Source organism: Herbidospora cretacea (genome assembly GCF_001570605.1).
In the GTDB taxonomy this organism is placed as follows: domain Bacteria; phylum Actinomycetota; class Actinomycetes; order Streptosporangiales; family Streptosporangiaceae; genus Herbidospora; species Herbidospora cretacea.
In genome coordinates, this window is sequence record NZ_BBXG01000006.1 from 12692 (window position 1) to 34336 (window position 21645).

At 71.3% G+C, this 21645-nt stretch carries 20 protein-coding genes; 10 read left to right on the forward strand and 10 right to left on the reverse strand.

Annotation, left to right across the window (positions count from 1 at the left end):
• Position 1: 1 nt before the first annotated feature.
• From AW270_RS42110 to AW270_RS12810, 6 genes are read right to left on the reverse strand one after another with little or no spacing between them, the layout of a single operon-like run.
• Positions 2–1951 (reverse strand): DUF6807 family protein, encoded by a 1950-nt coding sequence (locus tag AW270_RS42110; protein ID WP_061294271.1) that lies wholly within the window; start codon positions 1949–1951, stop codon positions 2–4.
• Complete coding sequence (locus AW270_RS12790) at positions 1948–3003, reverse strand: mandelate racemase/muconate lactonizing enzyme family protein (RefSeq protein WP_061294275.1); 1056 nt, start codon at positions 3001–3003, stop codon at positions 1948–1950. Before AW270_RS12790 ends, AW270_RS42110 begins: the two co-directional genes overlap by 4 nt.
• Positions 3000–3854: a 5-dehydro-4-deoxyglucarate dehydratase gene (locus AW270_RS12795; RefSeq protein WP_061294278.1), complete on the reverse strand. Its 855-nt coding sequence runs from the start codon at positions 3852–3854 to the stop codon at positions 3000–3002. The genes AW270_RS12790 and AW270_RS12795 overlap by 4 nt, the downstream gene beginning before the upstream one ends.
• A gap of 1 nt (position 3855) precedes the next feature.
• On the reverse strand, positions 3856–4737 hold the full coding sequence (locus AW270_RS12800; protein WP_061294281.1) for an NAD-dependent epimerase/dehydratase family protein: 882 nt from the start codon (positions 4735–4737) through the stop codon (positions 3856–3858).
• Positions 4737–5546: a carbohydrate ABC transporter permease gene (locus tag AW270_RS12805; protein ID WP_061294284.1), complete on the reverse strand. Its 810-nt coding sequence runs from the start codon at positions 5544–5546 to the stop codon at positions 4737–4739. The genes AW270_RS12800 and AW270_RS12805 overlap by 1 nt, the downstream gene beginning before the upstream one ends.
• Positions 5543–6424 (reverse strand): carbohydrate ABC transporter permease, encoded by an 882-nt coding sequence (locus AW270_RS12810; protein ID WP_061294287.1) that lies wholly within the window; start codon positions 6422–6424, stop codon positions 5543–5545. The genes AW270_RS12805 and AW270_RS12810 overlap by 4 nt, the downstream gene beginning before the upstream one ends.
• A gap of 136 nt (positions 6425–6560) precedes the next feature.
• Between AW270_RS12810 and AW270_RS12815 the strand changes: the two genes are divergently transcribed.
• Genes AW270_RS12815 through AW270_RS12825 form a run of 3 tightly spaced genes read left to right on the forward strand, consistent with a single transcriptional unit; the run spans position 6561 to position 9240 of the window.
• Positions 6561–7550: a LacI family DNA-binding transcriptional regulator gene (locus AW270_RS12815; protein ID WP_061294290.1), complete on the forward strand. Its 990-nt coding sequence runs from the start codon at positions 6561–6563 to the stop codon at positions 7548–7550.
• A complete protein-coding gene (locus AW270_RS12820) occupies positions 7528–8463 on the forward strand; it encodes an aldose epimerase family protein (RefSeq protein WP_061294295.1) in 936 nt (311 codons plus the stop codon). The genes AW270_RS12815 and AW270_RS12820 overlap by 23 nt, the downstream gene beginning before the upstream one ends.
• 12 nt (positions 8464–8475) lie before the next feature.
• A complete protein-coding gene (locus AW270_RS12825) occupies positions 8476–9240 on the forward strand; it encodes an IclR family transcriptional regulator (protein ID WP_082801520.1) in 765 nt (254 codons plus the stop codon).
• 19 nt (positions 9241–9259) lie between these two features.
• Here the strand turns inward: AW270_RS12825 and AW270_RS12830 are convergent, their stop codons facing one another.
• The gene (locus AW270_RS12830; RefSeq protein ID WP_061294300.1) at positions 9260–10171 is read right to left on the reverse strand and encodes a sugar kinase; all 912 of its coding nucleotides are present in this window, start codon (positions 10169–10171) and stop codon (positions 9260–9262) included.
• Between the two features lie 197 nt (positions 10172–10368).
• On the opposite strand from AW270_RS12830, the gene AW270_RS12835 reads away from it, so the two are divergent.
• The 7 genes from AW270_RS12835 to AW270_RS12865 all read left to right on the forward strand — a co-directional run bounded on the left by AW270_RS12835 (position 10369) and on the right by AW270_RS12865 (position 18545).
• Positions 10369–11808 (forward strand): pectate lyase family protein, encoded by a 1440-nt coding sequence (locus AW270_RS12835; protein WP_245674688.1) that lies wholly within the window; start codon positions 10369–10371, stop codon positions 11806–11808.
• Between the two features lie 248 nt (positions 11809–12056).
• Complete coding sequence (locus AW270_RS12840; RefSeq protein ID WP_061294814.1) at positions 12057–14576, forward strand: FtsK/SpoIIIE family DNA translocase; 2520 nt, start codon at positions 12057–12059, stop codon at positions 14574–14576.
• A 59-nt stretch (positions 14577–14635) separates the two neighbouring features.
• Complete coding sequence (locus AW270_RS12845; protein WP_169807310.1) at positions 14636–15370, forward strand: helix-turn-helix domain-containing protein; 735 nt, start codon at positions 14636–14638, stop codon at positions 15368–15370.
• A 26-nt stretch (positions 15371–15396) separates the two neighbouring features.
• Positions 15397–16803 carry a 30S ribosomal protein S12 methylthiotransferase RimO gene (rimO, locus tag AW270_RS12850; RefSeq protein ID WP_061294305.1) on the forward strand — a complete coding sequence of 469 codons (1407 nt, stop codon included), beginning with the start codon at positions 15397–15399 and terminating at the stop codon, positions 16801–16803.
• Between the two features lie 29 nt (positions 16804–16832).
• On the forward strand, positions 16833–17441 hold the full coding sequence (pgsA, locus tag AW270_RS12855; protein ID WP_061294815.1) for a CDP-diacylglycerol--glycerol-3-phosphate 3-phosphatidyltransferase: 609 nt from the start codon (positions 16833–16835) through the stop codon (positions 17439–17441).
• On the forward strand, positions 17438–17935 hold the full coding sequence (locus AW270_RS12860; protein ID WP_061294307.1) for a CinA family protein: 498 nt from the start codon (positions 17438–17440) through the stop codon (positions 17933–17935). Before pgsA ends, AW270_RS12860 begins: the two co-directional genes overlap by 4 nt.
• Before the next feature lie 253 nt (positions 17936–18188).
• On the forward strand, positions 18189–18545 hold the full coding sequence (locus AW270_RS12865) for a helix-turn-helix domain-containing protein (protein ID WP_030450836.1): 357 nt from the start codon (positions 18189–18191) through the stop codon (positions 18543–18545).
• Here the strand turns inward: AW270_RS12865 and AW270_RS12870 are convergent.
• From AW270_RS12870 to AW270_RS12880, 3 genes are read right to left on the reverse strand one after another with little or no spacing between them, the layout of a single operon-like run.
• Complete coding sequence (locus tag AW270_RS12870; RefSeq protein ID WP_061294309.1) at positions 18542–19321, reverse strand: DNA-formamidopyrimidine glycosylase family protein; 780 nt, start codon at positions 19319–19321, stop codon at positions 18542–18544. The two genes, AW270_RS12865 and AW270_RS12870, sit on opposite strands and share 4 nt — an antisense overlap.
• Positions 19322–19366: 45 nt before the next feature.
• Positions 19367–19834, reverse strand: a complete 468-nt coding sequence (locus AW270_RS12875; protein WP_061294310.1) for an RrF2 family transcriptional regulator — start codon at positions 19832–19834, stop codon at positions 19367–19369.
• A gap of 51 nt (positions 19835–19885) precedes the next feature.
• Entirely contained in the window at positions 19886–21637 is a 1752-nt protein-coding gene (locus tag AW270_RS12880; protein ID WP_063819196.1) for an endonuclease/exonuclease/phosphatase family protein, read from the reverse strand.
• Positions 21638–21645 lie beyond the last annotated feature (8 nt).

Below are 21645 nucleotides of genomic sequence, written 5' to 3' on the forward strand. Positions count from 1 at the left end.
TCTACCTTTCTCGTTGGATGTCCCCGATGTCTGCGGCCAGGGCGGCGGCCTCACCGGGGGTGAGACGGCCGTCGGCGATCACGGTGACGACCCGGCGGGTCAGCTCGCGCTCGACGACGAGCGGGGCGTCCCAGGCCAGGGCCGGTCCGGCGCCCGGATATTCGTCCACCCGGACGAACCACGGGTCGTCGTTCTGGATGAAGATCAGTGTCCAGAGGTCGCTGGACAGGGCGAGCCAGGGCGCGCGGCTGCCGTGCGGCTCGTCGCCGAGGGCGGTGAACGCGGTCCGGTCGGCCGACTCGCCGGGGGCCCGCCAGAAGAAGCCGCCGTACCCGGCGCCGGCGCGGCCCTTGGTGGCCGAGCTCTCGATCGTGAGCGGTTCGCCGGTGAGGTTCCGCAGCGTGAACTCCACGTCGAGGGCCCAGCCCCGGCCCAGCGGGCGGGCCTCGACCGTGCGGCGCTCCTCGATCAGGTCGAGGCCGTCGACGCCGGTCCAGCGCAGCGTCTCGGTGAAGCCGCGGTCGTCGCGGCGGGTGAAGGCGACGTGGTTCTGCACGCCGTGGTTGTCCAGCCACGTCGGGCCGGTGTCCCGGACGTAGGTCCGGCCGCCCCAGAAGTTGCGCCCCGAGACGTCGGAGACCGCGATCGAGGCGCCCAGGTGGTGGACGTGGTCGGGCGGGTTGACCTCGGTCACCGTGACCCCGCCGAGCGTCCGCACCGGGTGGAGGTAGGGCCGGGGCGACAGGGTGGTCGCCAGCTCGGGCCGCCAGTTGTACTCGGCGACCGGCCGGCCCGCGACGTCGAGGACCGCCCGCGCGGGCGCCCACGGCACGTCCAGCTCGGAGAACAGCGCCAGGTGCTCGGCGCTGCGCGCGGTCAGGTTGGCGACGCCGGGGATCGTCCGGCGGTCGTCGGCGATCTCCTGGTACTCGTCCGGGATCGGCAGCGGGTCGGGGGCCAGCCGGATCTCCTCCAGCACCCGCATGAACGCGCCCGTCCGCGCCAGCGGCACCAGCAGCGGGACGTCGTCGCGGACGTGGGAGACGAGGTTCTCCAGCAGGTCGGCGCGGGTGTGGGAGGTGGTGGACACGCCGCGCGCCCGGCTCTCCACCCGCACCCTGTCCAGCGTGTACGTCAGCGTGATCCGCCCCTCGGTGCCGTGGAGGGTCACGTAGGGCTCGTGCCTGCGGTCGGCCGTCAGGGTGACCGCTACCGTGATGGGCGGCCCGTCAGCTAATCGGATGCGCAGGCAGGAGGTGTCGTCGGCCTCGATGGGGTTGGCGTGGAAGAGCTCGGCGTCGATCCCGGCCACGTCCTCGGCCAGCCCCTTGCCCGCCACGGCCAGGGCGGTCGCGACGGCGTGCGCGAAGGGGTTGGTGAGCGCGCCGTCCATGACGTCGATCCGCCCGGCTCGGCGTTTGCCCGCCCACGCCGAGCGGGTGAAATAGGCCGAGGGGCGCTCCCAGGCGCCGGCGACGCCGATGCCGCGCACCTCTCCGATGACGCCCTCGGCGACCAGCCGGCGGATCGCGGGGATCGCCGCCGAGCCGAGGCTCTGGAACCCCACCTGGCAGGCCAGGCCGGTGGTCCGGACGGCCGCCTCGATCTCCCGGAACCCGGCCATGGTCGCGGCGGGCGGCTTCTCCAGCAGCACGTGCGACCCCGCCTCCAGCGCCCGGATCGCCAGGTCGCGATGGGTGTGGATGGGGGTGACCAGGATCGTCACCTCGGCGCCGGTCCGTTCGATCAGCTCACCGAGGTCGGCCGACCGCTCGGGGCGGCCGAGCCCGCGCAGCAGGCCGGGATCGATCTCCCGCACGTCGCAGACGCCCGCCAGCCGGACCAGCCCGCCCTCGGACAGCCGCCGCAGGTTCTCCAGGTGCCACCAGCCGTGGCCGTACGCCCCGGCCAGGACGACCGGGACGGTGCGCGTGGTGGTGCCGTTCGTCATCGGCCCTCCAAGGTGGGGAAACGGAGGCCGTGACCCAGGTGGGCGCCCACGCGGACGCCGTCCGGGCCCGGCTCGACCGGCGGCGGCCCGTCGAGGAGGCCGAGCGCGGCCAGGGACGCGTCCTCGACGTCCTCGACCATGCACGGCAGCGGGAGCGCCAGCGCGAGCTGCGCGGACAGGTCCGGCAGCAGATGGGGGTAGGTGGGCACGCCGTGGAGCCGGGCCAGCTCGGCGATCCGCATCAGCGGCGTGATCCCGCCGACCCGCACCACATTCGGCTGGACGACGTCGACGGCGTCCAGCAGGGCCCGGAACTCGTGGATCGTGGCGAGGCTCTCACCCGCGGCGATCGGCACGCCGACCGACTCGCGCAGGCGGCGCAGCCCCGCGATGTCGTCGGCGGGGAGCGGCTCCTCGACCCAGTGCAGGCCGAAGGGCTCCAGCTCCCGGATGGCGGCACGCGCCCGGAACAGGTCCCACCGCTGGTTCGCGTCGACCATCAGCAGGGTGTCCGGCCCGATGACCTCCCGGACCGCGGCCACCCGTTCGACGTCGTCGTCCCGGCCGACCTTCATCTTCACCGCCGGGTAGCCGATCCACCGGCGCGCCTGGTCGGTGAGCTCGCCGAGCGAGTAGTGCCGGTTCACCCCGCTCGCGTAGACCGGGACGGTGTCCCGCCGCCGCCCGAGCGCGTCGGCCAGCCCGAGCCCCAGCTCGTGGGCGCGCAGGTCCCAGAGCGCGATGTCGACGGCCGCCATCGCCATGGTCGTGACGCCGCCGCCCCCGGCCTCGCGCAGATGCCGCCACAGGCGGTCCCAGACCACCTCCGGATGCGGCGGCAGCCCTTTCACGAACGCGGCGATGTCGTGGTCGAGCAGGCCGGTCACCGCCGCCGCCCCGATCGAGGGGGTCCAGGAGAAGCCGGTGCCGGTCCGCCCGTCGTCCAGGACGAGCGTGCAGGCGATCACGTGGTGGTGCGGCACGCCGGGCCCCCACGGCCGGGGCAGGTCCGCCCGCAGCGGGAGCGTGTGCAGGCCCGCGATCCGCGTCATGTCAGATCCAGCCCTGTCTTGACGAGACGGTCGAGCTCGGCCAGGTCGCCGGGGGACAGGTCGGCCAGCGGCGGCCGCACCGGCCCTGCGTCCAGCCCCCGCAGCCGGACCCCGGCCTTGACCAGCGAGACCGCGTATCCGGGCACCTTCGACCTGAGCTCCACCAGCGGCGCGTAGAACTCCCGGAGCAGCCGCTCGTTCCCTCTGCTGTACGCCACCGCGATCTCCGGCGCGAACGCGAACACCGCCGAGCTGTACAGGCCGACCCCGATCGCCCGGTAGGCCGGCATCGTCAGCTCGGCCGTCGGCAGCCCGTTGAAGAAGGTGAAGTCCCGCCCGTCCATCGCCCGCACGATCCGCTGCGTCCGGTCGATGTCGCCGATGCCGTCCTTCAGCCCGATCACCCCGGGGATGTCGGCCAGCGCCACGACCTCCCGCGGTGAGAGGACCAGGTGGTCGCGGGCGTAGAGGATGACCGGCAGCCCCTCGGCCGCGACCGCTGCGACGTAGTCGGCGTACCGGGGGCCCCTGGCGAGGGGCGGCAGCAGGAGCAGTCCGTCGGCGCCGGCCTCCCGGGCGTTCCGGGCGTGCGCGAGGGCGGCTCCGAGCGGCCCGCCCGCCCCGGCGAACACCGGCACCCGCCCCGCCGCCGTCCGCGCGGCGACGGTGACGACCCGGGCGTGCTCCGACTCGGACAGGGAGGTGAACTCGCCGGTCCCGCAGGCGGCGAACACCCCGCCCGGCCCGTGGGCCAGGCCGCGGGACAGGTGCTCGGCCAGCACGTCCTCGGCCACCCGCCCCTCGGAGTCGAAGGGCGTGACGGGGAAGAAGAGAACCCCGCTGAGGTTCATGTCAGATGTCTCCCATCTCGGTGCGCCAGCTGCGTTTGGCCTGCCAGCCGAGCAGCCGCCCGGCCCTGGCGGCGGAGAAGGCGGGGGAGGCGCCCGTCAGGCAGGCCGCGAACGGGGCCGTCGACGGGATCACCTGCGGCAGCAGCTCGGCCAGCGGCTCCCGGGCCAGCGCGTCGGGCGCGCAGGCGAAGAACACCTCGCCGCTGGGCACCTCCTGCATCCGCTCGACGAGAGTCAGCACCAGGTCGGCGGCGTCGCGCGCGTCGACGTAGTTGAACAGCGACACCCCGGCGACGTCCGGCCGGTCGAGCCGCTCCCGGATGGTGTGGCCCGACTGCGTCGGCGCGCCCTCCCACTCCTCGGGGGCGACCACGAAACACGGCCTGATCGCCGCGAAATGCGTGTCCGAGGCGCGGGCGAAGCTCGCCATCACCTGCTCGGCCACCAGCTTCGACAGCGAGTAGGCGTTCCAGGGCGCGGTCGGGTGGTCTTCGTCGATCGGCAGGTAGGCGGGCGTCCAGCCGCCCGGCGCGCCGTAGCCGATGACCGTCGGGCTCGACGCCACCACCACCTTCGGCACCCCGGTCCGCGCCGCCGCCTCGCAGACGTTGAAGGCCAGCTGGGTGTTGACCCGGAAGGTGAGGCCGTCCGTACGCGAGAAGGGCGTCGCGACGGCGGCGAGGTGGACGACGGCGTCTGGCCGGAACCGGGTCATCACCTCGAACGCCTCGCCCAGGTCGGTGAGGTCGGCCGGGAGCCACAGCGCGCGCGCCGGGGTCCCGGCCGCCGTGTCGATCCCGACCACCTCGTGGCCCGCGTCGGCCAGCGCCACCACCACGCTGCGCCCGAACCGCCCGGCGCTACCCGTCACCAGTACTCTCATCAGCCCTTCACCGCCCCCGCCGACAGGCCCTGCACGAGATAGCGCTGGATGACCGCGAAGACGAGCACGACCGGCACCGCCGCGACCACGCCGCCGGCCGCCAGCGCCCCGAAGTCGGCGCTGAACTCGCCGATCGTGAACGCCAGCCCGACCGGCAGGGTGAACTTGTCCTGCTCGTTCACGAACATCAGCGCGAAGAGGAAGTTGTTCCATGAGTGGATGAACGCGAACGACCCGACCGCGACGAGCGCGGGCCGCAGCATCGGCAGCACGACCGCGAAGAAGCCGCGCAGCCGCGAGCAGCCGTCGACCCAGGTCGCCTGTTCGAGCTCGACCGGGATGTTCTTGACGAACCCGCTGATCAGGATGAGCGACAGCGGGAGCTGGAAGACGGTCTCGGCGATCACCAGCGCCCACAGCGAGTTGACCAGGCCGAGCGTGCGGAAGATCTCGAACAGCGGGATCAGCATCATCGCGCCCGGGATGAACTGGGTGCACAGCATGCCGACCAGGAACGCCTGCCGGCCCCGGAAGTCGTAGCGGGCCAGCGCGTAGCCGCCCGCCAGGGCGATCACGGTGGTCGAGATCAGCGAGGCCACACCCACCAGCAGCGAGTTCTGGAAGAAGATCGAGAACCCCATGCCGGTCCAGACGTGCTCGAAGTGGTCGAAGGTGACCGGCCACGGCAGCAGCGAGTCCGAGCCGCGCGGCCGGAACGCGAAGACCACCATCCAGTAGAAGGGAACGAGCGTGAACAGCAGATAGAGGCCCAGCGGCACGTAGATCTGCCAGCGGCTCACCCGGTTCATGAGCGGGCTCCGAACTTGCTCAGCCTCAGGTAGGCGATCGAGAAGAAGGTCAGCACCACGAACGCGGCCGTGGTCAGCGCCGAGCCGTAGCCGAAGTCGTGCGACTGCACGGCCTTGGCGGCCACGTAGAGCGGCAGGGTCGTCGTCTGGTGGGCGGGGCCGCCGCCGGTCAGCGTGTAGAGCAGGTCGACGTTGTTGAACTCCCACACGGCCCGCAGCAGGGTCGACAGGATGATCGCGTCCTTGAGGTGCGGCAGCGTGATGTGCACGAACCTGCGCAGGCGCGAGGCGCCGTCGACCGACGCGGCCTCGTACAGCTCGCCGGAGACCGTCTGCAGGTCGGCGAGCAGCAGGATCGCGAAGAACGGCACCCCGCGCCACAACTCGGCCACCACCGCCGCCGCGAACACGGTCGAGGGGTCGGCCAGCGGCGCGGTGTCGTAGCTGCCGACGCCCAGGTCGGCGAGGTAGCGGAAGATCCCCGTGGAGGGGTTGTAGAGCAGGATCCAGATGCCGGTCGTGAGCACTCCCGACACCGCCCAGGGTGAGAACACGAGCGCCCGGGAGATCGCTCTGCCGATGAACGTCTCATTGACGATCAGGGCCAGCGCCAGCCCGAACAGCAGCTGCAGCACGACCTCGACGACGACCCACTTCACGCTGAAACCGAGGCTCTGCCAGAACAGCGGGTCCTCGAACAGCAGGACGCGGAAGTTCTCCAGGCCGGCGAAGCCGTTGTCCCAGGGCTGGGTGACGTCGTAGTGCTGCAGGCTGTAATAGATCACGCTGCCCATCGGGTAGACGAGGAACCCGAGCATCGCGATCACCGCCGGGGCGATCAGGACATAGGGGGTGCGCGGCGACCGTGCGACACGCATGGCCGTGACTCCTTAGCGAGAGCGGAGGGGTGTCACTGCAACCGGTTGCACGAAACATTCCCTTCACTCCCGAGAAACGTCAAGGGGTCAATTTCTACGGCTTGACACTGATGCAACCGTTTGCATTAATTTCCCCGTGGCAGCGACGATCCGTGATGTGGCGCAGGCGTCCGGGGTACATGTTTCGACCGTCTCGCGCACGTTCTCGGCGCCGCACCTGGTCAATCCCGAGACCAGGACCAGGGTCCTGGCGGCGGCCGAGGACCTCGGCTACCGCCCCAACCGGGCCGCCCGCGCCCTGACCACGGGCCGCACCCACAACCTCGGCCTGATCGTGGCCGACATCGCCAACCCGTTCTTCTCCCACCTGATCAAGGGCGCCCAGGCCCACGCCCGCACCCGCGACTACCACGTGTTCGTCGCCGACACCGACGAGGACCCGTCGGTCGAGGAGGAGCTCATCCAGACGCTGGCCAAACAGGTCGACGGCGTCCTGCTCTGCTCCCCGCGCCTGTCCAACCGGGTGATCGAGAAGCTGCACGAGGACGTGCCGTTCGTCGTGGTCAACCGGCGGATGAAGGGGATGTCCAACGTCCTGATGGACGTCGGCAGCGGCGCCCGCGAGGCCATCGCCCACCTGGTGTCGCTCGGCCACCGCCGGATCGCGCTGCTGGCCGGGCCCGCCGGGTCGTGGACGTCCAAGGAGATCACCGAGGCGGCCCGCTCAGTGCCCGGCATCGACCTGACGGTCCTGGGCCCCAACTCCCCGACCGAACACGGCGGCCTGGCCCTGGCGCGGCCGGTCGCCTCGTCCGGCGTGACCGGCGTGCTCGCCTACAACGACCTGATGGCGATCGGCCTGGTCGAGGGCCTGACCTCGCTCGGCGTCGACGTGCCCGGCCACGTCAGCGTGGTCGGCATAGACGACATCGTCGCCGGACGGGTGAGCCGCCCCAAGCTGACCACGGTCGCCATGCCCGCCGAGGCGGCCGGCCGCACCGCCGTCGACCTGCTCCTCCAGCTCGTCGGCGCGCCGGTCACCCCGGCGCTCGCCACCCTGGCCACCAACCTGATCATCCGCGACTCGACGGGACCGGTGAGAGATGCGCTTCGGGGAGACCCCTGAGGGCGAGAAGGTCGAACGGCACGTCCTGACCGGCGGCGGCCTCACCGCCGCGGTCCTCACCTACGGCTGCGTGATCCAGTCGCTGGAGGTCGACGGCGTCGACGTGGTGCTGGGCTGCGCCACCCTCGGCGACTACCTGACCCGCAGCCGCTACTTCGGCGCAGTGGTCGGCCGCTACGGCAACCGCATCGGCGGCGGCCGCTTCACCCTCGACGGCACCACCTACGAACTCGCCCGCAACAACGGCACGGCCGCGCTGCACGGCGGGGTGCGCGGCTTCGACAAACGCGTCTGGGCCGCCGACGTCTCACCCGGCTCGATCACCCTGCGCTACGTCAGCCCCGACGGCGAGGAGGGCTACCCGGGCACGCTGTCGGTCGCGGTCACCTACACCCTGGCCGACCGCGCGCTCCGGATCGACTACGCCGCCACCACCGACGCCCCCACCGTGCTCAACCTGACCAACCACAGCTACTTCAACCTGGCCGGCGGCGGCGACGTGCTGGGCCACGTGGTGACGATCGACGCCGACGCGTACACCCCCGTCGACGAGCACAAGATCCCCACCGGCGAGCTCGCCCCGGTGGAGGGCACCCCGTTCGACTTCCGGCGTCCGGTCGCGGTCGGCGCCCGCCTCGGCGGCGCGTACGACCACAACTACGCGCTGAACCCCGGCGGCCGGATGCGGGTCGAGTGTGGCGACCGGGCGATGGAGGTGACCACCGACCAGCCCGGAGTGCAGTTCTACGCCGGCGGGATGCTGTCGCCCGCGCTCACCCCCTACGGCCCGCACGCCGGCCTGTGCCTGGAGACCCAGCACTTCCCCGACTCTCCGAACCGGCCGGGTTTCCCGCCGGTCGTGCTGCGCCCGGGGGAGGAGTTCAGGTCAACGACCGCCTACCGGTTCCACTAGTAGGCTCATGGGGTGGTCAGGGAAGGCAGTTCCATAGACAAGGCGCTCGCCGTGCTCGAGGCGATCGCGGAGCACCACCGGATCACCGACATCGCCGCCGCGACCGGCATCTCCAAGTCGACCGTCCACCGCATCCTCCAGTCACTCGTCGACTGGGACTTCGCCCGCACCGACGGCAACGGCGGCTACGAGCCCGGCCCGCGCATCCTGACCCTCGCCGGCCGGGTGATGACCCGCTTCGACCCGGCCCGCCAGGCGGCGGGCGCGCTGCGCGTCCTCCACGACCGCACGGGCTTCACCACCCACTTCGCCATCCGCAGCGGCGACGAGGCCGTCTACATCGAGAAGCTGGAGGGCCGCCGCCCCTACCAGATGCCGTCGCGGGTGGGCATGAGCCTGCGCCTCCACACCACCGCCATCGGCAAGGCGCTGCTGGCGCAGCTCGACGACGACGAGGTCCGCGCCATCTGCTCCCGCACGCCCCTGGTGGGCCTGACCCCCAACACCATCACCACGGTGGAGTCGCTGTTCGACCACCTGGTGCAGGTCCGGGCGCAGGGCTACGCGATCGACGACGAGGAGAACGTGCCGGGAATCCGGTGCGTGGGCGCGGCGGTGTTCGACCACACGGGCCAGGTCCTCGGGGGCATCTCGATCTCGACGCTCGCGATGGACATGGAACGTGACGTGCTCAGAGACCTGGCCCCCGAGATCGTCTCGGCGGCCCGCGAGGTCTCCCTCGCCCTCGGCGCCCCGACCACGCTGACCCTGCGCTGATCCCTCCGCCGGCCGGCCCTCAGGACAGCAGGCTCTCGATCTCGGCGCTGCCCGCCACGCGTCCCGTCCCTCCCTGGCCCGCCAGCGACACCGACGCCGCCGCCGCGCCCGCGCGCACCGCCTCCCGCAGCGACTCCCCGCGCGCCAGCCAGGCGGCCAGCGCCCCGGTGAAGTTGTCACCGGCCCCCGTCTGGTCGACGATCTCCGGTGCGGGCACGGCCGGGATCTCCTGTACGCCCTCCGCCGTCCCCAGCAGCACCCCGCCGGGCCCGAGGGTGACCGCGACCGCGCCCGCCCCGAGGCCGAGGCAGCGGGTGATGGTCTCGCGGGGATCGGTCGTGCCGAGCAGGGCCGAGCTGTCGCCGGGGGAGGAGATCTTGACCAGGGAGGCCCGGGGCGCTATCTCCGTGAGCATCTCGGCCGCCGCCTCTGGGCTCGTGAGCCGGGGGCGGTAGTTGGGGTCGTAGACGACGTGGCCAGTGGCCGACTTGGCCGCGTGGCGGACGGCCTCCGCGCAGTCTCCCGACAGGGCGGCGGTGATCCCGCTCAGGACCAGCACGCGCGCGTCGGCGGCCGGGGAGGCCAGCACGTCCTGGAAGGTCAGCCGGGAGGCGGCGCTGCCCCGCCGCATGTAGGCGAAGGCCCGCTCGCCGCTCGGGTCGGCCCCCACCGCGTAGGCCCCGGTCGGGCCGTCACCGGGGTGCATCCAGGCCGTCTCGACGCCCCTGGCGCCGGCGAAGCGGATCAGGCGCTCGCCGAACTCGTCGGCGCCGACCCGGGTGACCAGGGCCGTTCTCGCGCCCGCGCCCGCCGCGGCGACCGAGACGTTGAGGGCGTCACCCGAGAACGAGAGGCGGAAGGTGTCCGCGTCGGTGAGCGGACGCTCCGCCGAGAACTCGACCAGGGGCTCACCGACGACCACGACGTCCACTGCTCACCCAGTCTCGTAGAGGGATCTACAAATCCATTACATGAAACATGGAATCAAGTCATGAAACAAGATCAACTGTAAGTTTCATGCTCCATCTCGCGTCGGCCCATTTCGGGGAGATCGCCAACCAGGCGGCGTTCCGCTACATGGAACGCGCGCTTATGTTGTGCTCCCACCTTGAGAGAGGAGCATCACTCGTGTCCAGACTGAGTGTCAGAGGGCGGATCCTCGCCGCCTTCGGCGCCGCCGTCCTGGCCGCCGCCGGCGTGGTCGTCCCCATGGCCACCGGCGCCCAGGCCGCCCCCGGCGCGGGGACCTACTCCGTCGTCAACCGGGGCAGCAACCTCTGCCTCGACGTGCTGAACGTCAGCACGGCCGACGGAGCCGGCCTCATCCAGTACGCCTGCACGGGCGGCGCCAACCAGCGCTTCACCCTGACCGCCCAGGGCTCGGGCTACCGCATCACCGCCGGGCACAGCGGCAAGTGCCTGGGCGTCCAGGACAGCAGCAGTTCGGCGGGCAAGGCGATCGTCCAGCAGACCTGCAACGGGTCGGCGTCGCAGACCTGGACGTTCTCCGACGCCTCCAACGGCACCCGGATCGTCAACGGCAACGGCGCCAAGTGCGTCAACACCCGCGACAACTCGACCGCCTCGCTGGCCGTGATCCAGCAGAACTCCTGCGACAACACGATCACCAAGCACTGGACGTTCACCCCGGCCGGCGGGCCCCAGCCCACTCCCACGCCGACGCCCACGACGACCCCGACCGTCGGCCCGCCCCCCGGCGGACTGGTCGGCTGGGCCACCCAGGGCGGCGGCACCACCGGCGGCGGCAGCGCCCCGGCGACCACGGTGACCAGCTCCTCGGCCCTGAGCAGCGCGGTCTCCGGCTCCAACGCGGCGGTGGTCCGGGTCTCCGGGACGATCTCGTGCTCCGGCATGATCTCGGTCGGCTCGAACAAGTCGATCATCGGCAACTCGGGCGCGGTGATCCAGGGCTGCGGCCTGAACGTCTCCAACGCCACCAACGTGATCATCCGCAACCTGACGTTCCGGAACTGGAACGACGACGGCATCAACGTCCAGTACTCCACCCGGGTCTGGATCGACCACAACACGCTGTCCAACGGCTACGACGGCGCGATCGACATCAAGCGGGCCAGCGACTACGTGACCGTGTCGTGGAACCGCATCTACGACCACGACAAGTCGATGCTGCTCGGCCACGACGACGGCAACGGCTCCGAGGACCGCGGCCACCTGCGGGTGACCTACCACCACAACTGGTTCGACGGCACCGGCCAGCGCCACCCGCGCGTCCGGTTCGGCAACCCGGTCCACGTCTACAACAACTACTACGGCGGCGTGAGCAGCTACGGCGTGGCCTCCACCGAGGGCGCGGGCGTGCTCGTCGAGGGCAACTACTTCGAGAACACCGAAGACCCCTACCACCTGGGCGAGGGCGACTCCGGCCCCGGCACCCTGGTGGCCCGCGACAACCACTTCGTCAACTCCGGCACGGGCCAGGCCGGCGGCAGCGTCAACTCCATCCCCTACTCCTACTCCGTCGAGACCGCCTCCAACGTCAAGTCGTCGGTCACCGCCGGCGCGGGCGCGGGCCGCATCTCCGTCTAGACCCGTCACCCGGTCCCCTGACCTGACCGGGCGGCACAAGCAAGGAAGGCGCCGGCCCCCACGGGGGCCGGCGTCTTCTTGTGTACGACTGTGACACCGCCACGTGGTCAGACGGCCCGAGATCGCGCGAAGCCGTAACGGAAAAGGCCTTTCGGCCGACGACGGCGAGAGGGCCGGTGCGGCGCGGTCCGCCCGACACGCGTGGGAAATCCCGGGCAATGTCGCGGTTGCGCAATACCGTGACCATCATGGCCACCCGTGCGTCCTCCGGTGGGAAGCGGCCGACGTCTCGGCAGACGCCTCGTCCCGCCCCCCGCCCGACCGTCAAGAAGAAGGCGCCACCGCCCCGCCGGAGACCGGCGCCGCCCAAGCGGCCGATCGGCACCGGGAACGATCCGCTCTCCTGGGTCTTCCTGATGATCGGCAAGCTCGTCGTGGGCATCTGGACGCTGGTCGCGAACGCCATCGGCGGCGCGGCGCGGGCCGTCGGCAACGGCGCCCGCGAACTCGACCCCGCCCACCGGCGCGACGGCCTCGGGCTGGCCGTGCTGGCGGCGGCGATCGTGCTGGCCGCGATGACCTGGCGGACGACCAAGGGGTCGGTGGCCACGGTGGTCGACGCGATCGTGCGCGGCACGGTCGGGTCGCTGTTCTGGTCGGTGCCGCTGCTGCTCGGGATGATCGCCTGGCGGCTGCTGCGCCACCCCGACCAGAACGCCGAGACGGGCCGCATGCTGATCGGCTGGACCGCCCTGGCGGCCGGCATCCTCGGCATCGTGCACGTCGCCCACGGCACCCCCTATCCGGCGGGCACCGCCAACGACGGCATCGACAAGGTGTCGGCGGCCGGGGGCATGCTCGGGTTCATCGTCTCGGCCCCGCCCGACAGCATCCTGCCGGCGTTCGTGACGATCCCGCTGCTGCTGATGCTGGCCGGGTTCGGCGTGCTGGTGGTCACCGCCACGCCGATCCACCGGGTGCCCGAGCGGCTGGGCGAGATCAAGGTGCTGCTGTTCCAGAAGCCCTTCGAGGGCGGCGCGGACAAGAAGCCCAGGAAGAAGCCGCCGCGCCCGGCGCCGGGCGAGCACGTCAAGCCCTACGACACGCCGATCCTGCGCGAACCGCCGAAGGACCACTCGCCGGAGATCGTGCCCGGTCTCCTCGACGACGAGCCGCTGCCGCCGCCGGCGCCGGTCGACGAGCCGCCGGTCCCGCAGCAGACGCTCGCGCCCGAGCCGACCCCCGCGCCGCGCAAGGTCGAGCAGCTCATGCTGTCGCCGCAGGCCGGTCCCTACACGCTCCCCGACGCCCAGATGCTCCGTCCGGGCAGCGCGCCGAAGGCGGAGACCAAGGCCAACAAGATCGTGGTGAACGCGCTGACCAGCGTGCTGGAGCAGTTCGCCATCGACGCCCAGGTGACCGGCTTCACCCGGGGCCCGACCGTGACCCGCTACGAGATCGAGCTCGGCCCGTCGGTCAAGGTCGAGAAGGTCACCGCGCTCACCAAGAACATCGCGTACGCGGTCAAGTCGGCCGACGTCCGGATCCTGTCCCCGATCCCCGGCAAGTCGGCGATCGGGGTGGAGATCCCCAACGTCGACAAGGACCTGGTGTCGCTGGGCGACGTGCTGCGCTCCCAGGTGGCCCAGGCCGACGAGCACCCGATGATCGTCGGCCTCGGCAAGGACGTCGAGGGCCGCACCATCGTCGCCAACCTGGCCAAGATGCCGCACATCCTGATCGCCGGAGCCACCGGCGCGGGCAAGTCGACCTGCATCAACGGCCTGATCACCTCGGTGCTCATGCGCGCCACGCCCGACGAGGTCAGGATGGTCCTGGTCGACCCCAAGCGGGTCGAGCTCAGCGCCTACGAGGGCATTCCCCACCTCATCACGCCCATCATCACCAACCCGAAGAAGGCCGCCGAGGCCCTCGACTGGGTCGTGGGGGAGATGGACCGCCGCTACGACGACCTGGCCGCCAGCGGCTTCCGGCACGTCGACGACTTCAACAAGGCCGTCCGCGCCGGGGCGCTGACCGCCCCGCCCGGCAGCGAGCGGGTCTACCAGCCCTATCCCTACCTGCTGGTGATCGTCGACGAGCTGGCCGACCTCATGATGGTCGCCCCGCGCGACGTCGAGGACTCGATCGTCCGCATCACCCAGCTCGCCCGCGCGGCCGGCATCCACCTCGTGATCGCCACCCAGCGGCCCTCGGTCGACGTCGTGACCGGTCTGATCAAGGCCAACGTGCCGTCTCGGCTGGCGTTCGCCACCTCCTCGCTGGCCGACTCGCGGGTCATCCTCGACCAGCCGGGCGCGGAGAAGCTGGTGGGCCAGGGCGACTCGCTGTTCCTGCCGATGGGCGCCAGCAAGCCGATGCGGCTGCAGAACGCCTTCGTGTCGGAGCAGGAGATCGCCGAGGTCGTCGGCCACTGCAAGGCCCAGATGCAGGTCGAGTACCGCCCCGACGTGGCCCCGGCCACGGCGGCGAAGAAGGAGGTCGACGAGGAGATCGGCGACGACCTCGACCTGCTGATTCAGGCCGCCGAGCTGATCGTGACGACTCAGTTCGGCTCGACGTCGATGCTCCAGCGCAAACTGCGGGTCGGCTTCGCCAAGGCGGGCCGCCTCATGGACCTGCTCGAATCGCGCAACGTCGTCGGCCCGAGCGAGGGCTCCAAGGCCCGTGAGGTGATGGTGAAGCCGGACGAACTCGCCGGGCTTCTCGCGGATCTCCGTGGAGGTGGCCCCGACGCCACATCATAGTGTTGTTACTGATTGAATGTGACTCACTACACAGCGTCGGGATGGGCGGGGGGCCGCAGATGTCCATCGGTGGAACGATCTCGGAGGCGCGGGCGCAGAGAGGGCTGACCGTAGCCGACCTGAGCCAGCGCACCCGGATCCGCGAGGCGATCATCGCCGCGATCGAAGGTGACGACTTCTCCGCCTGCAACGGAGACTTCTACGCCCGTGGCCACCTGCGGGCACTGGCCCGCGAGCTGGGCCTGGAGGGCGACGCCCTGGTCCGCGAGTACGACGCCCTGACGGGCGGTCCACGCCCCGGCGTGGGCGCGATGTACCCGATCGACAAGGGCATCAAGCTGCGCGAACGGCGGGCGCCCAACTGGACGCTCGCGATGGCGGTCGCGCTCGCCATCGTGGCCGTGTTCGGCATCGGCCGGATCATGGGCAGCGCGATCAAGTCGCCCGAGCAGCAGGCGGTCAAGGTCAAGTCGGCTCCGGCGGCGGCCAAGGCGGCGCCTCCGGCGGCGGCCCCGGCCGCCCCGGTCAAGGCGACCCACGTGACCGTGAAGATCAAGGCGCTGAGCGAGGCGTGGATCCAGGTCCGCGACGCCAAGAACAAGCGCGTCTTCATGGGGGTGATCCCGACCGGGAACACCCGCAGCTTCCGGATCAAGGACAAGGTGAAGCTGACCTTCGGCAACGCCGGGTCGGTGCAGCTCAACGTCAACGGCCAGGACCTGGGCAGCCCGGGCCGCGCCGGGGAGACCGTCCGCAAAACCTACGGGCTCGACGTCCCGAGTCCACGGCAGTAGCGGATCCCCGATACCGTAGCTTCATCATGTCTGCACGCCGAACCGTTTCTATGATCACGCTGGGCTGCGCCCGCAACGAGGTCGACTCCGAGGAGCTCGCCGCGCGCCTGGAGGCCTCGGGCTGGGCGCTGGGCGACGATGACCCTGACGTGATCGTGGTCAACACCTGCGGCTTCATCGAGTCGGCGAAGAAGGACTCGATCGACACCATGCTCGCGGCGGCCGACTCGGGCGCCAAGGTCGTCGCCGCCGGGTGCATGGCCGAGCGCTACGGCGCCGAGCTGGCCGGGGCGCTGCCCGAAGCCGCGGCGGTGCTGTCGTTCGACGACTACACCGACATCGGCGCCCGCCTCGACGACGTGCTCGAAGGGCGGGCGCTGACCCCCCACACGCCGCGCGACCGGCGGGCGCTGCTGCCCATCACCCCGGTCGAGCGCCACGCCGCGCCCGTCTCCGTCCCCGGCCACGGCGACCTGCCGACCGGGCTCGCGCCCGCCTCCGGCCCGCGCACGCTGCGCCGGCGGCTGACCGGTGGCCCGGTCGCCTCGCTGAAGCTCGCCTCCGGCTGCGACCGGCGCTGCACGTTCTGCGCCATCCCGGCCTTCCGCGGCGCCTACGTCTCGCGCCGCCCCGAGGACCTGCTCGCCGAGGCCGTCTGGCTGGCCGGTCAGGGCGTGCGGGAGCTCGTCCTGGTCAGCGAGAACTCCACGTCCTACGGCAAGGACCTGGGCGATCTGCGGGCGCTGGAGAAGCTGCTGCCGCAGCTCGCCGCCGTCGACGGCATCGACCGGGTCCGCGTCAGCTACCTCCAGCCGGCCGAGCTGCGGCCCGGCCTGCTCGACGTCATCGCCGGGACCGAGGGCGTCGCGCCCTACTTCGACCTGTCGTTCCAGCACGCCAGCAACCCCGTCCTGCGGCGCATGCGGCGCTTCGGCGACCCCGGCCAGTTCCTCGGGCTGCTGGAGCAGATCCGCGAGCGGGCCCCCGAGGCGGGTGTGCGCTCCAACTTCATCGTCGGCTTCCCGGGCGAGACCGAGGAGCAGTTCGGCGAGCTGGTCGCCTTCCTCGAAGAGGCCCGTCTCGACGTCATCGGCGTGTTCGGCTACTCCGACGAAGACGGCACCGAGGCCGCCGGGTTCGAGGGCAAGCTCGACCAAGACGTGGTCGACGAGCGGGTCGCGGCCCTGAGCGAGCTGGCCGAGGAGCTCACCAGCCAGCGCGCCGAGGAGCGCATCGGCACCGAGCTGTCGGTCCTCGTCGAAGACGACCTGGGCGACGGCGGCTACGAGGGCCGCGCCGCCCACCAGGGTCCCGAGGTCGACGGATCGGTCACCGTCCAGGGCATCGGGCTGGTTCCAGGGCAGATCGTCCGCGCCGTCGCGGTCGACTCGGAAGGGGTTGACCTGATCGCGAGGATCAAGGCCACGACGTGAGCCAGAGCAACGACCCGCAGCCGTCGGTCATGGCCGACGGCGCCCCGGAGAGACTGGTCGTCACCGATCCCGTCGATCCGGCCACGCCCCCCGTGAGCGCCTGGAACATCGCCAACGCCCTCACGGTCGCGCGCCTGCTGGTCGTGCCCGCTTTCATCGTGTTCCTGTTCATCGAGGGCACCGGCTGGCGGCTGGCCGCTCTCGGCGTCTTCATGTTCGCCTCGATCACCGACCAGCTCGACGGCTTCCTGGCCCGCAAATACGGCCTGATCACCGACTTCGGCAAGATGGCCGACCCGATCGCCGACAAGGCCCTCATCGGGTCGGCGCTGGTCTGCCTGTCGATCCTGGGTGAGATCCCGTGGTGGGCGACCGTCGTGATCATCGCCAGGGAACTGGGCGTGACGCTGCTGCGGTTCGCGGTGATCCGCTTCGGCGTCATCCCCGCCAGCACCGGCGGCAAGATCAAGACGGTGCTGCAGATCTTCGCGATCGGCTTCTTCCTCGTGCCGGGGCTCCCCGCCGTCATCAGCTGGGCCACCATGGGCACGGCGATCCTCGTGACGGTGGCCACCGGCGTCGACTACGTTGTGCGAGCGGTGCGCCTGCGGCAGGTGGCCCGGAGGGAACAAGTGTGACCGAAGCCACGGCAGCGAAGATCATCTCGCTCCTCGCGGAGCGAGGTGAGACGTTCGCCGTGGCCGAATCCCTGACCGGCGGGCTCATCGGGGCCACCGTGACGGGGGTGGCCGGGTCGTCGGCCGCGTTCGTCGGCGGGGTGATCAGCTACGCCACCGATCTGAAGGCGAGACTGCTCGGCGTCCCCGAAGACCTGCTGGCCGCCGAGGGCGCCGTCCACCCTGACGTGGCCGCCGCGATGGCCACCGGTGTGCGCGAGGTCACCGGCGCGACGTGGGCGGTCGCCGTCACCGGCGTGGCCGGCCCCGAACCCCAGGACGGGAAGCCCGTCGGCACCGTCTTCTGCGGCGTGAGCGGGCCCGGTGGCAGCTTGAAAGTCGTTGACCTGCGATTGACCGGAGATCGTCACTCCATACGTATCCATACGTGTGAGATGGCTTTGGATCTACTTCTAGGTGTGCTACTGACCAATTCGGGGGAACATTCGGGGTGATTACCGTGTTACGTCCCCAGCGAACATGCTCACCATGGTCTGCCGTGGTGTCGCTTGATACAGGTACGGTGGAGCTGTGAGTGAGGTCCGTGAGCCATCGGCGAGGAGTAAGTCCACCGCGCGCCCGGCGCAGGGGCCGAGCGACCCAATGATGACGGCGAGGAGTATGTACGAAGGGCGTGGAAAGAACGGGCGATATGAACCGAAAGCGCGGAGCGTCGTGACGACTCCCGCGCCGGGAAGGGAGCGACAGATGGTCCTGCTGCGTCAGCTTCTCGGCGACGTCCTGCGGCGGCTACGCGTGCGGCAGAGCCGCACGCTGCGCGAGGTCTCCACGCTGGCCCGGGTTTCCCTCGGCTACTTGTCCGAGGTGGAGCGCGGTCAGAAGGAGGCGTCGTCCGAGCTGCTCGCCTCGATCTGTGGTGCTCTTGGGGTGCCGCTGTCGCAGGTGCTGCGGGAAGTCTCCGACCAGTTCGCTCTCGCTGAGCTTCAGCACGCGCCGGTTCTGGCCGACGTGCCCGAGCGTGAGCGCCTGCCCATCACGGAGACCGTGCCCTCGGGTCCGGAGTTCGACGGTTTCCCCGAAGTCAAGGACATGGTGGCCGCCTAGCCCCGCTGGCAGCGCGGGCACCAGTAGATCAGCCGCTGCTGCGGTTGTGATCCCATCTCTTCACGCTCGATGATCGTTCCGCAGACACGGCAGGGCTGGTGTGCTCTGCCGTAGACGAACAGCCCACGACCCGGCCTCGGGTCGCCGGTCGTGACCGGTCCATGTTCGTCCTTGCCCGCGTCGAGCAGGCGGTGGGCCGTTTCGGCCAGCCCCGCCAGATCCGCCACGTCCCCGGTGCGCCGCCACGGCGAGACCCGGGCGACGAAGAGCGTCTCCGCACGCCATATCGTGCCGATCCCCGCGAGATTGCGCTGGTCGAGCAGTGCCTCCCCGATCGTGCGGCCAGGTTCGCGCCGCAGGTTCGCGACCGCCGTCTCGGTGTTCCAGTCGGGGCCGAGCAGGTCGGGGCCGAGATGGCCGACGACCTCGTCCTCCCTGGACGTCGGGAGCAGCTCGACCACCCCGAGCTTGACGCCCACGGCCTGCCAAACGGTGTTGGCCAGCACGACCCTGACGACGTCGCCGCGCCTGAGGGGGGCGCCCGCCTTGGAGATCCGCCAGCGGCCCTCCATCCGGAGGTGGGTGTGCAGGGTCGCGCCGCCCTCGAACCGGGTGAGCAGGTTCTTCCCCCGGGACACCGTGGTCAGCACCCGGCGTCCGCGCAGGTCGGCGGTGGCGAACCGGGGCACCCGGAAGTCGGAGCGGGTCAGCTCCCGATCGTCGAGCGCTTCGCGCAACCGGACGGCCGCGCGCCAGACGGCGTCGCCTTCGGGCATCAGAGCTCCCGGGCGTCGGGCTGCCGGGGCATGGTGGCTCCGGCGTCAGACCGGGGCGTTGGGGGAGTCCCAGGCTGATGGGTCGTCGGACAGGTCGGTCACCCGCTTGGGGAGGTCGCCGGTGGCGATCTGGTCGAGGGTGACCTCTTCGAGGATGGCCCGTTCGCTGGCCCGCAGGGCGATCCAGACCTGCTGGAGCGACTGGGCCGCGCCGGTGTAGCCGACGTGTTCGGGCCGTTCGCCGCGGACGTTGGCCAGCGGGCCGTCGACCGCCCTGATCACGTCGGCCAGGGAGATCTGGCTGGCCGGACGGGCCAGCACATAGCCGCCCTCGGGGCCGCGCTGGCCGCGGACCAGGCCGGCCCGGCGCATCTGGAGGAGGATGTTCTCCAGGTATTTGGGCGGCATCTCCTGACCCTTGGCGAGCTCACCCACCGTGGTCGGGCCGTCGCCGGACGCGGCCAGCTCTGCCGCCGCCCGCAGGGCGTAGTCGACACGCGCAGAAAGTCGCATGTAAACGATTATCCCGCCTGGTTGGGACTGGTTGACCGGGGTCCCCCGGGTTCACCCCACCCGGATCCGCATCACGACTGGCAGATGATCGGAGAACGGCACCCGGGGAACCTCGGCGGAGACGGCCGTGAGGCCTTCGGTGAGCAGGACGTGGTCGATTCTCTTGACCGGATCGTCGGCGGGAGAGGTCGGCGGGTCGCCGAGGTCCTTCAGCGGGTCGGTCAGGCCGATCTCGGCGAGCAGGCGCTGGAAGGCGGGGTCGCCGGGGGTGAGGTTGAGGTCGCCCGCCACCAGCGCCGGGGCGGGGGGCATGACGCCGTGCAGGGTGGCGCTCTGGAGTTCCGGCTCCTGGAGGTGGGTGTTGACGATGCCGACCGGCGCGCCGCCGACCTCGACCACCACGGTCTGGGCCTGCGCTCCGGTCGGATATCCCTCGGTGACCAGGGGCGCCGACTGGATGTTCCTGATCGGGAGGTTGGTCAGCACGGCGTCGCCCCAGAGCTCGTCGGCGGCCGGGGCGAAGTGGAAGTGCATGCCCAGGCGGGTGGCGATGCGGTCGAGGTCGTCGTGGCCGCCGTTGAGGAACCAGCCGCGGTCGACCTCGCTGAGCAGGACGACGTCGGGCTTCTTCGACGCGGCCCAGTCGGCGATCTCGTCGAGGTCGAGGGTGCCGGAGGTCCCGAAGCCCATCCTGATGTTGTACGCGATCAGCGTGAACTCGTCGCGGTCGACGGCCACGCCCGGCCCCTCGGTGGCCCTCGGCTGGGGGAGGGCCCACAGGGCCAGCACCGCCAGCCCGGCGGCCACGGCGGGCAGGACCTGAGGCAGGTCGGGCAGCCGCACGGCGGTCGCGGCGACCACGAGGCCCAGCGCCAGCGGGACGTAGGCGTTGTCGAAGCCGAGGACCAGGTCGTAGGCGGCGTAGTAGACGAACGTGCCGACGAAGAACACGATCATCCCGGCCAGGAGCGCGCCGCCCGGACGGCGTCCCGGCGGGCCGTCTCCCGCCACGCGCAGGCACCAGCCGAGGCCCAGCGCGAAGATCGGCAGGGTGGCGGCCCGGAGGTGGCCGTCGTCGTGGGCGATCCAGACGCCGACGATCATCAGGATCGGCGCGAGCTGGGCCGGATGGCCCGCCGTCCCGGCCAGGGCCAACACGGCCAGGGCGGCCAGCAGCGCCAGCGTCGGCCAGAGGCGGTCACCGGGAGTGGTGCCCTGGCCGATCAGCGCCGAGGGGCCCAGGTACATGCCGGCCAGCAGGATCGCGGGGCCGAGGGCGAACCACAGCCGTGCCGGGGCGGGGTCGGCGGCGGCCGTCACGCCCAGGACCGCCCAGGCGAACGCCACGGCGACCAACACCGTTGGGATCCATGGCAGCAGGCCGTCCCGCCACACCAGGTCGAGATGCCCGATGGACAGGTGGAGGGCCTGGGAGAGCGCCAGTCCGAGGGGGAGGGCCGGGCGGGCGTGGGGCCGGGCCACGAGCCTGGCGGCGCCGTACAGGAAGACGATGCCGGCGGTGACGCTCACGGCGCTCACATAGAGCTGCGGGAGACCTCCGTCGGTGGCCTGGAGCGCCAGGCGGCCGAGGGCCAATACTCCGGCGCCGCCCAACAGGGCCCATTTCGCGGGAATGAGCAGCGCGGCCAGCGGCAGGACGAACCAGAGCGCCGCGAAGAGGCCCAGCTGCTCCGGCGGGGTGTCGCCGGCCTGGCCGTAGATCGTGATCAGGGAGGGGAACAGGACGCGGACGGCGTCCATGAACAGGAGCAGACCCAGGGTCACTGCCGCTACAGGACGCATGGAAATGA